Raw genomic sequence first — 10,218 nt, 5'->3', positions numbered from 1 at the left:
GTGCTGATCATCGCACCCGCCGCCACCATGTTCGCGCTGATGGTCGGCATCACGCTCGGCCTCCCGGCGGGCTACTATGGCGGTCGCATCGACTCCGTCCTGTCGTTCCTCGCCAACCTCGTTCTGGCCTTCCCGGTGATCCTGCTGTTTTACCTTCTGGTCACGCCCGGAATCATGGACACGCCCATACCCTACGCACTGGCCGGGCTGTTTTTCCTGTTCCCGATCATCTTCTTTTCCGTGCTGTTTTACACCCGCTTCAAGGCCCGGCCCGACCGCATCTATCTGTTGCTCGGCATCACGCTGTTGTTTGGCGGCTGGATCTATGCCGGCCTTGTCTTCAATGCCGACCCGTTCGGCATCGTCTCGATCGAGCCCAACCAGCTCAACATCTTCGTCGCCGTCGTCTTCGCCTCCAGCCCCGGCGTGTTCCGTATCGTTCGTGGCCTGACCATGGATATCAAGACGCGCGACTATGTCGCCGCCGCCCAGACACGCGGTGAGACGCCCTGGTACATCATGCTGTGGGAGATCCTGCCTAATGCGCGCGGGCCGCTGATCGTCGATGCCTGCCTGCGCATCGGCTACACCACCATCCTGCTCGGCACGCTCGGCTATTTCGGACTGGGCCTCGCGCCCGAAAGTCCCGACTGGGGCACCGCGATCAAGGACGCGAGCCGCCTGCTGCGCTCCTTCATCCACCCGGCTTTGCCGCCGACAATCGCGCTGATGTCCTTCGTGCTCGGCCTCAACCTTCTCGCCGATGCGCTGCGCGAACAGTCGATGAAGGATTGAGGGGCAGACGATGCTGACCAGAATTAGCACCTTCGCGCCCCCCTCTGTCCTGCCGGACATCTCCCCCACAAGGGGGGAGATCAGGCTGTCATTTGCGCCGCTTGGAATCGTCCTTCGCCATTGCAAAGTTGGCGTGGGGCCGAGGCTGCTGATCTCCCCCCTTGAGGGGGAGATGTCCGGCAGGACAGAGGGGGGTGGGACGGAGAGCTACCTGGAAAGGAGACCGCAATGAACGAGGTCGTCACCAATCCAACCGAACCTATCCTCGAGATCGAAAACCTCTCCATCTCGTTTTTCACCCGGCGCGGCGAAATCCCGGCGGTGATGGACTTTTCTTGCACCGTCATGCCCGGCGAGGCGATGGGCATCGTCGGCGAGAGCGGCTGCGGCAAGTCGACCGTTTCGCTCGGCATCATGCGCGACCTCTCCAACATCGGAAAGATCGTCGGCGGTCGTATCAAGTTCCAGGGCAAGGACATGGGCGACATGTCCGAAGAAGAGTTGCGCTCCATCCGTGGCAACAAGATCGCCATGATCTACCAGGAGCCGATGGCCAGCCTGAACCCGGCGATGAAGGTCGGCCAGCAGCTGATGGAAGTGCCGATGATCCACGACAAGGTGTCGAAGGACGAGGCCTACAAACGTGCGCTCGAATTGGTCCGGGCCGTCAAGCTGCCCGACCCCGAGCGCATGATGCGCTCGTTCCCGCACCAGCTCTCCGGCGGACAGCAGCAGCGCATCGTCATCGCCATGGCGCTGTTGTCCAAGCCCGCGCTGCTGCTGCTCGACGAGCCCACGACCGCGCTCGACGTCACAGTCGAGGCCGGCATCGTCCAGCTGGTCAAGGGCCTAGGCAAGCAGTTCGGCACCTCGATGATCTTCGTGTCGCACAATCTCGGCCTGATCCTGGAGACCTGCGACCGCATCACGGTGATGTATTCGGGCGAGGCGGTCGAGACCGGGTCGATCAAGGACGTGTTCGACCGCATGCGCCATCCCTACACGCAAGGGCTGTTCCGCTCGATCCCGCTGCCAGGTGCGGACAAGAATTCGCGCCCGCTGGTCGCCATTCCCGGCCAGCTGCCGTTGCCGCACCAGCGCCCCAAGGGCTGCAATTTCGGCCCGCGTTGCCACCACTTCGTCGAAGGCCTGTGCAACGCCGACGAAATCCCGATGATCCCGGTTGCCGGAAATGAGGGCCATTTCAGCCGCTGCGTGCGCTTCAACGAGATCGACTGGGCGGCAATGCCACCGGGTGCCGAAAAGAAACACGAGCCGGTCAAGCCGGGCGCGCCAGTGCTTAAGATCGACGATCTCAGGAAGTATTACCGCGTCGGCGGCAACGAGGTCTTCGGCGCCGGCGGCGAGGGCAGGGTCGTCAAGGCCAACGAGACCATCAGCTTTGTGGCGCGCGAGTCCGAGACCGTCGCCATCGTTGGCGAATCCGGCTGCGGAAAGTCGACGCTGGCCAAGGTGCTGCTCGGGCTCGAGACGGCAAGCTCCGGCAAGGTTCTGCTCGGCAACAAGGAAATCCAGTCGACCGGCATCGAGGACCGCGACGTTGCCACCGTCTCGGCGATCCAGATGGTGTTCCAGAATCCGTTCGACACGCTCAACCCGAGCCATTCGGTGGGATCGCAGATCATCCGCACGCTGGAAAAGTTCAAGATCGGCAAGACGGCCGCCGACCGCACGCAGCGCATGCTGGAACTGCTCGACCTGGTCAAGTTACCGCGCGCTTTTGCCGAACGCATGCCGCGCCAGCTCTCGGGCGGGCAAAAACAGCGCATTGGCGTTGCCCGCGCCTTCGCCGGCGAGGCCAAGGTGGTGGTGGCCGACGAGCCGGTGTCGGCACTCGACGTCTCCGTCCAGGCGGCGGTCACCGAACTCTTGATGGACATCCAGCGCAAGTCGAAGACGACGATGCTGTTCATCAGCCACGATCTATCCGTGGTGCGCTACATCGCCGACCGCGTGGTGGTGATGTATCTCGGCCATGTCGTGGAGCAGGGCACGACCGACCAGATATTTTCGCCGCCCTATCATCCCTACACTGAAGCGCTTTTGTCGGCGATCCCGATTGCCGACACCTCGGTGGTCAAGAAGCACATCGTGCTCGACGGCGACATTCCCTCGGCGATGAACCCGCCGTCTGGCTGCCCGTTCCAGACCCGCTGCCGCTACAAGAGCCAGGTGCCGGGCAATCTCTGTGATACGCAGGTCCCACCAGTGCGCGAAATGGGCAACGGCCACCAGATCAAGTGCCACCTGCCGCCCAGCGCCTTCGATGCCATGGAGCCGGTCATCAGTATGGGCAAGGGTGCAGCGTCAGGCGCACACGACATCACGCCGGAGGCATAGGCGGGAGGAAAGGTTCTCCACGGGTTTGCTTTCCTGGCTACTGGTTTCCGGTTTTTCAAAACCATCTCATTTCTTCGCACCCCCCTCTGCCCTGCCGGCATCTCCCCCTCAAGGGGGGAGATCAGGCATTCATAGGCGCTCCGCCTATCCTCAACGTCATAAGAGAATTTCCTGCGCCGTTGCTGGACATGACGCGAAGCCGAGGCGACTAATCTCCCCCCTTGAGGGGGAGATGCCCGGCAGGGCAGAGGGGGGCGAAGGATCTCTGCAAAGGCGATTGGCTGTCATCATCTGTCAGCAACCAGCGTGGATAGCCGSSCCSRTTTTTCCACACCCTGCCAAAGCTGCCGTATCATTCMCCCATCGYCCTTACGGGACCTGGTGCGCACCGGGTATCAGGAAGGGCGGCGGTGACCTCCCGCCACGGTGTCGGTATCCGTGGCTCCGAGGGCCCGACGACAGGCCGGCGTTTTCCGGTGCAGGGTTCCGCAAATGGAATGCTGCGCGGCGGGGAAATGCGGAAAAGCCGCGGCGATTGTCCATGGAATGTACATGGAGCGGCGCTGTGACCGGCCAACCTTGGGACAGACACCGAGCGGGGCGCGAGGTCGCGCCAGTTAATATCTTGTCTTATGACTTTTCTGCCGGTTTTTGGCATTGAGAGATGCCCGATCCGGGGTGGCCACCTCGGATCGGGCGGAAGGGGATGGATCGAAGTTGTCTCGGTCTTCGAGGACCGTCGATTAGTGTGATCACCCCTTTCTTTTCCACCAGACCTGGACGGAAACCAGGGCTTCGGGCCCGGATGACAAGAGTAGGACAGCGGAAAAGATGGACAACCTCTTAGCCCAAACGGTCGGCATCGACGTCTCAAAAGCGACCCTTGATGTCTATGTCCTTCCCGCCGGCTGCGGGCAGCAATTCACCAATACCGCCAAGGGCCACAGGAACCTGATAGATTGGCTCGGGCAATGGCCGATTGATCGGATCGCCTATGAAGCTACTGGCGCTTATCACCGGCAGATCGAGCAGGCCTTGGCCGATTTGCCATGCGTCAAGCTGAACCCGGCCCGCGCAAGACGGTTCGCACAAGCGACAGGGACTCTGGCCAAGACGGATAAAATTGATGCAGCCATTCTGGCTCGTATGGCAACGACGCTCCAGCCTCCTGTGCGTCCCGCAAGTACGCCTCAACAAGCGAAACTCGCGAAATTGATCAGTGCGCGCGACAGCTTGGTCCGCGATAAGATCGCGCTGCAAAATCAAGCGAAGAACCTGACGCTGCCTCTCCTCAAGCGTCAGCACAAAAAGCGCCTGGATCAGATCGAGCGGCATATCGAACAGGTCGATGCCGAACTAGCGACTATCGTCGCAGCCGACTCAGAGTTAGCCCGGCGGCACCAAATTATCTCGAGTATTGCCGGGATTGGTCCACGAACCGCCGATCAGCTAGTCGCTACCATGCCAGAACTGGGAACACTCGACCCCAAGCAGGCTGCTTCTCTTGCCGGCCTTGCTCCGGTCACCCGTCAGTCGGGACAATGGAAAGGCCGCAGTTTCATTCAAGGGGGAAGAGCCAATGTAAGGCGTGCACTTTATATGCCCGCCCTCGTTGCCGCCCGCTACAATCCAGATCTCAGAGCAAAATATCAAAGCCTCATTGCCTCCGGGAAACCGGCGAAGGTCGCTGTGGTCACCCTTATGCGCAAGCTCATCGTGATGGCCAACGCGCTCATCAAAGCCGACCGCCTATGGGCCGAAAAACGGGCTTGATCACAACGGAAACTAATCGGAAGGCACGGCCTCGCGCCCCGCTTCCCGAACTACCTCCCGAAAATGGGAGTGCTCTTTGACAGAGGCCAGGCGCGAAAGCGAGCGTGGCCGTGAATAAGCTTGACTGGATCGTCGCGTCGAGCACGGCCGGGTGCTCGTCTTGGCGCACCTCTCGCAAGCTGCGCGAACTGAGATCCCGGCCGCGCCGGTCAATGGATCCCGGCTCTCGCTTTGCTCGGCCGGGATGACGGGCGCGATAGGAACGGTGAGTTCGCCCTACCTCACTGGCGCCAGCAAGGCGAAATGGGCACCCTGCGGGTCCTGGCATTGCACGATCCACTGGCCGCCGGGCACTTCCATCGGCCCCATCAGAACCTTGCCGCCGTGATCCGTCACGCGCTGTACCGCTGCGTCGATCGATGACACGTTGAAGTAAAACTGCCAGGCCGGCATCGGCATCTGTTCGGGCTTGTTCATCATGCCGCCGATCATGCCCTTGCCGGCGTTGAACATCTGGTAGATGCCCATCTCTCCCATGTCGAACTGGTCGTCCTTGCCCCAGCCGAACTGGCTCGAATAGAACTCGAGCGCTTGGCGCCAGTCGGTCGTGTAGAGCTCGTGCCAGCCGACATGGCCCAGCGTATCCAGCGGCACTGCCGGCTGGTCGAGGCCTTTCGGCTGCAGGAACATAAAAACCGCACCCTGCGGATCGGCGACGACGGCGAACCGCCCGACTTCAGGAATGTCGTCCGGTGCCCTGAAAACGGAACCGCCGGCCTTTGTCAGTGATGCCACCGAAGCGTCGACGTCCTTGGTGTCGATGTAGCCGATCCAGGCGGGTGGCATTCCCATCTTCTTGGCATCTTCCGGCAGGTCCATCAGGCCGCCGACGCCGCGGTCGCCGGCATTGACCACGATGTAGCGCGGCATGTCGGGCGCCTTGTCGAAGGGCTCGGCCCGCCAACCCACTACGGCCGTGTAGAAGGCCTCGGCGGCGTCGACGTCGGTCGTCATCAATTCGTACCAGAAGAAGGATTGCGGGGTACGGGGCATGTCTGGCTCCCTTGCGTTTGCTGCCGTCTTTCGTTGGCGCATGGATCGCCGTGGCGCGGCAGAGCTATCATAAGACGCGGACCCTGGCGGATTTTCGACAGCTGGCCAAAACTTCCTGAGGGCACAGCAAGTATTTGGGATAAATCCTGACAACAAAATTCATATTATTTTTGAGGCTTTTCAAATAGTTAGCTTGAAAATTGACCAATTGATAAAAAATTTGAACGTGCTACGCTTCCTCAAAATTAGAATAAACTGGGGAACTGGAATGGCAGAAGGTCTTTTCAAGGAAGGCATCGTCGGCGGTCGCCTTGAGTCAGCTCAATACGCCGAGAATTTCTCCGATCTGCACCCGCCTCTCGACCGTCACGAGGCGCTGGTCGAGTCCGATCGCTGTTACTTTTGCTACGATGCGCCGTGCATGACGGCGTGTCCGACATCGATCGACATCCCGATGTTCATCCGCCAGATCTCGACCGGCAATCCGCTCGGGTCGGCCAAGACCATCTTCGACCAGAACATCCTTGGCGGCATGTGCGCGCGCGTCTGCCCGACCGAAACCTTGTGCGAAGAGGTCTGCGTCCGCGAGGTCGCCGAAGGCAAGCCGGTGCAGATCGGCCGCTTGCAGCGCTATGCCACCGATGTGGCGATGGAGCAGGGCAAGCAGTTCTACGAGCGCGCCGCTCCGACCGGCAAGAAGATCGCCGTCGTTGGCGCTGGTCCCGCAGGTCTCGCCGCCGCTCACCGGCTCGCCCGCTACGGCCATGAGGTGACCATCCTGGAAGCCCGGCCCAAGGCCGGCGGCCTCAACGAATATGGCATTGCCGCCTACAAGAGCACCGACGATTTCGCTCAGGCCGAAGTCGACTACGTTACCGCAATCGGCGGAATCACAACTGAAAACGGCAAGGCGCTCGGCCGCGACTACCATCTCGCCGATCTCATCGCGTCCTACGATGCAGTGTTCCTCGGCCTCGGCCTTGCCGGGGTCAATGCGCTGCGCGCCGAAGGCGAGGACGCCAACGGCGTTTCCAACGCTGTCGACTTCATCTCCGTACTGCGCCAGTCGAGCGATCTATCCGGCCTGCCGGTCGGTCGCCGTGTCGTCGTCATCGGCGGCGGCATGACGGCCGTCGACGCTGCCGTGCAGTCGAAGCTACTCGGCGCGGAAGAGGTGACGATCTGCTACCGCCGTGGCCAGGAGCATATGAATGCTTCCGGCTTTGAGCAGGATCTCGCGGCTGCCAACGGCGTCGTCATTCGGCATTGGCTGCAGCCCAGGCAGGTCGTATCGGACGGCGGCAAGGTGGTTGCCATCGAGCTCGAATACACCGCGATGAAGGGCGACAGGCTCTCTGGCACAGGTGAAATCGTCAGGCTCGCCGCCGATCAGGTGTTCAAGGCGATCGGCCAAAGCTTCGAACCTTCGTCACTCAACGGCGGCGGCGCTTCGATCGCGATGGAGGCTGGTCGTATCAAGGTCGATGGGGAGGGACGCACGTCGCTCAACAAGGTCTGGGCCGGCGGCGACTGTATATCAGGAGGCGACGACCTGACCGTCTCGGCCGTAGCGCAAGGGCGCGACGCGGCTGAATCCATCAACCGCGCCCTGATCGGCTAAGGGAGGACAAGATGGCAGATATCAGAAACAACTTCGTCGGCATCAAGTCGCCCAATCCGTTCTGGCTGGCCTCCGCGCCACCCACCGACAAGGCCTACAACGTCATCCGCGCCTTCAAGGCCGGCTGGGGCGGCGTCGTGTGGAAGACGCTCGGTGAGGAAGGCCCGCCGGTGGTCAACGTCAATGGCCCGCGCTACGGCGCGATCTGGGGCGCTGATCGCCGCCTGCTCGGCCTCAACAACATCGAACTGATCACTGACCGCGATCTGCAGACCAATCTGCGTGAGATCAAGCAGGTCAAGATGGAGTGGCCCGACCGCGCCATGGTGGTGTCGCTGATGGTGCCGTGCGAAGAGCACGCCTGGAAGGCGATCCTGCCGGTGGTCGAAGAAACCGGTGCCGATGGCATCGAGCTCAATTTCGGCTGCCCGCACGGCATGTCGGAACGCGGCATGGGGGCCGCCGTCGGCCAGGTGCCCGAATACATCGAGATGGTGGTGCGCTGGTGCAAGCAAAACACCCGCATGCCCGTCATCACCAAGCTCACGCCCAACATCACCGACGTGCGAAAGCCGGCACGCGCAGCGCATGCCGGCGGCACCGACGCTGTGTCGCTGATCAACACCATCAACTCGATCACCGGCGTCAACCTCGACAGCTTCGCGCCTGAGCCGACAATCGACGGCAAGGGTTCGCATGGCGGTTATTGCGGCCCGGCGGTCAAGCCGATCGCCATGAACATGGTGGCCGAGATCGCGCGTGACCCCGAGACCGCTGGCCTGCCGATTTCGGGCATTGGCGGCATCACCACCTGGCGCGACGCGGCTGAATTCATGGCGCTTGGCGCTGGCAACGTGCAGGTCTGCACGGCGGCGATGACCTACGGCTTCAAGATCGTGCAGGAGATGATCGCCGGTCTCGAAAACTGGATGGACGAGAAGGGCCACCGTTCGCTCGACGACATCGTCGGTCGCGCCACGCCCAACGTCACCGACTGGCAGTATCTCAACCTCAACTATGTCGCCAAGGCGCATATCGACCAGGATGCCTGCATCAAGTGCGGCCGCTGCCACATCGCCTGCGAGGACACCTCGCACCAGGCGATATCAAGCATGGTCGACGGCGTCAGGCATTTCGAGGTGATCGAGGAAGAGTGCGTCGGCTGCAATCTCTGCGTCAACGTCTGCCCGGTCGAGAACTGCATCACCATGGAGCCGCTGGCCGTTGGTGCCATGGACAAGCGCACCGGCAAGCCGGTTTCGCCCAACTATGCCAACTGGACGACGCACCCCAACAACCCGATGGCCAAGGCGGCGGCGGAGTAGGGAGCGGCAGGCCGTGGATGACAGGAGCGAGATCATCGAACTCGCTCTTGCCTGGGCGGAGGCGATCGTTTCCAACGACGCCACCGCCATAGGCAACTTCATGACCGACGATTGGGTCATCGTCGGCCAGGATGGCGCGACTGGAAAGACGGGGTTCCTCGCCATGGTTCGGTCGGGCGATCTGACCCACGACATGATGCGCGCCGTCGGCGATATCAGGGTCGAGTTCTACGGCACGACTGCGGTCTACACCGCCCGTGTGGTCAACAGCGGTCATTTCAGCGGACAGCCGTTCTCGGCGGACGAATGGACCACCGATGTGTTCGTGCGCAGCGGAGCAGGCTGGAAATGCGTGCTCAGTCACGTGACGCCTGCTAGCAAGCAAGGCGCGCTCGACACCGAGTAAACCCTCTGCTTGATCTCGGCCTGCTGTGGCCGGATGATGGGAGAATGGAAAAGGTACTCGGCATCGGCGGCTTTTTCTTTCGCTCACGTGGGCCGAGCAAAGGTAATCCCGTCGAGCTGTGGCAGCCGGCAGGCTAAGCGTATGTTTCTCAACCGATAGGCATCGTCACCGACGAAATTCGTCGTCGCGCCTATTGCGGACAATTTTTATCCACGATATGGACTATCCACGATCAAGGAGATGGCGATGAAGCTTGGTGATGGCGTGGAGTCAGCGATCCATTGCGCGGCGATGCTGGCCGGCGTCGAAGGCGATGGCACGCTGCCCGGCAATGTCATGGCGGAAGCCTTCGGGCTGTCGCCGAGCTATCTGCTCAAGCATCTCAAGGCGCTGACGGGGGCAAAGATCCTCGAGTCGGTGCCGGGGCCGAGCGGCGGCTACCGCCTGGCAAGAACTGCGGAAAAAATCACACTGCTCGACGTCGTTCTGGCGATCGAGGGCAGGGAGCCGGCGTTTCGCTGCGGCGAGATCAGGCAAAAGGGCAGCTACGCGCTTGACCCGTCAGCCTACGTGAAGCCCTGTGGCATCAATGTCGCCATGCTCAAGGCCGAGCGAGCCTATCGCGCAGCACTCGCTGAAACCAGGCTCGCCGACATCGTCGCCGACTTCAACGCTACCGCAGACCAGCGCATCGTCGCCGCCAGCTGCGCCTTCGTGGCGCTCAACCAGCGGCCGCAGAACTCCAAGGCAAAGACCGTCAACGAAAGGAAGATGCCATGAAACCCAGATTGAATTTCTACACTGCCGCACCCGAGCTGACGAAGCTTCTGGTCTCGCTCAACAGCGCAATCAACGAATGCGGGCTCGAGCACAGCCTGCTGCAC

Annotated in this window: 8 protein-coding genes; 7 read left to right on the top strand and 1 reads right to left on the bottom strand. The window is 61.7% G+C overall.

Translation table 11 applies throughout. The annotated features are described in order from the left end of the window. The 3 genes from AC1DUU_RS12625 to AC1DUU_RS12615 form a co-directional block, all read left to right on the top strand. Positions 1–795 (top strand): ABC transporter permease (locus AC1DUU_RS12625; protein WP_476783765.1); only part of this gene is annotated, 795 nt, incomplete at its 5' end. Between the two features lie 228 nt (positions 796–1,023). Next, positions 1,024–3,156: a dipeptide ABC transporter ATP-binding protein gene (locus AC1DUU_RS12620; RefSeq protein ID WP_476783764.1), complete on the top strand. Its 2,133-nt coding sequence runs from the start codon at positions 1,024–1,026 to the stop codon at positions 3,154–3,156. Positions 3,157–3,987: 831 nt separating this feature from the next. Then, entirely contained in the window at positions 3,988–4,929 is a 942-nt protein-coding gene (locus AC1DUU_RS12615; protein ID WP_476783763.1) for an IS110 family RNA-guided transposase, read from the top strand. Positions 4,930–5,205: 276 nt separating this feature from the next. On the opposite strand, the gene AC1DUU_RS12610 is transcribed toward AC1DUU_RS12615, so the two are convergent. After that, on the bottom strand, positions 5,206–5,982 hold the full coding sequence (locus AC1DUU_RS12610; RefSeq protein ID WP_476783762.1) for a VOC family protein: 777 nt from the start codon (positions 5,980–5,982) through the stop codon (positions 5,206–5,208). A gap of 268 nt (positions 5,983–6,250) precedes the next feature. Here AC1DUU_RS12610 and AC1DUU_RS12605 point away from each other — a divergent pair, with 268 nt between their 5' ends. The 4 genes from AC1DUU_RS12605 to AC1DUU_RS12590 all read left to right on the top strand — a co-directional run bounded on the left by AC1DUU_RS12605 (position 6,251) and on the right by AC1DUU_RS12590 (position 10,114). Continuing rightward, a complete protein-coding gene (locus AC1DUU_RS12605) occupies positions 6,251–7,603 on the top strand; it encodes an NAD(P)-dependent oxidoreductase (protein ID WP_476783761.1) in 1,353 nt (450 codons plus the stop codon). Between the two features lie 11 nt (positions 7,604–7,614). Further along, entirely contained in the window at positions 7,615–8,928 is a 1,314-nt protein-coding gene (gene preA, locus AC1DUU_RS12600) for an NAD-dependent dihydropyrimidine dehydrogenase subunit PreA (RefSeq protein WP_476783760.1), read from the top strand. Positions 8,929–8,941: 13 nt separating this feature from the next. Further along, complete coding sequence (locus AC1DUU_RS12595) at positions 8,942–9,334, top strand: nuclear transport factor 2 family protein (RefSeq protein WP_476783759.1); 393 nt, start codon at positions 8,942–8,944, stop codon at positions 9,332–9,334. Positions 9,335–9,580: 246 nt separating this feature from the next. Beyond that, on the top strand, positions 9,581–10,114 hold the full coding sequence (locus AC1DUU_RS12590) for an RrF2 family transcriptional regulator (RefSeq protein ID WP_476783758.1): 534 nt from the start codon (positions 9,581–9,583) through the stop codon (positions 10,112–10,114). The last annotated feature ends 104 nt before the right edge of the window (positions 10,115–10,218 follow it).

Source organism: Aminobacter sp. P4_H6_2, from assembly GCF_056400805.1.
Note: the sequence above shows the minus strand (reverse complement) of the source record. Positions and strands in the feature narration are given on the sequence as shown.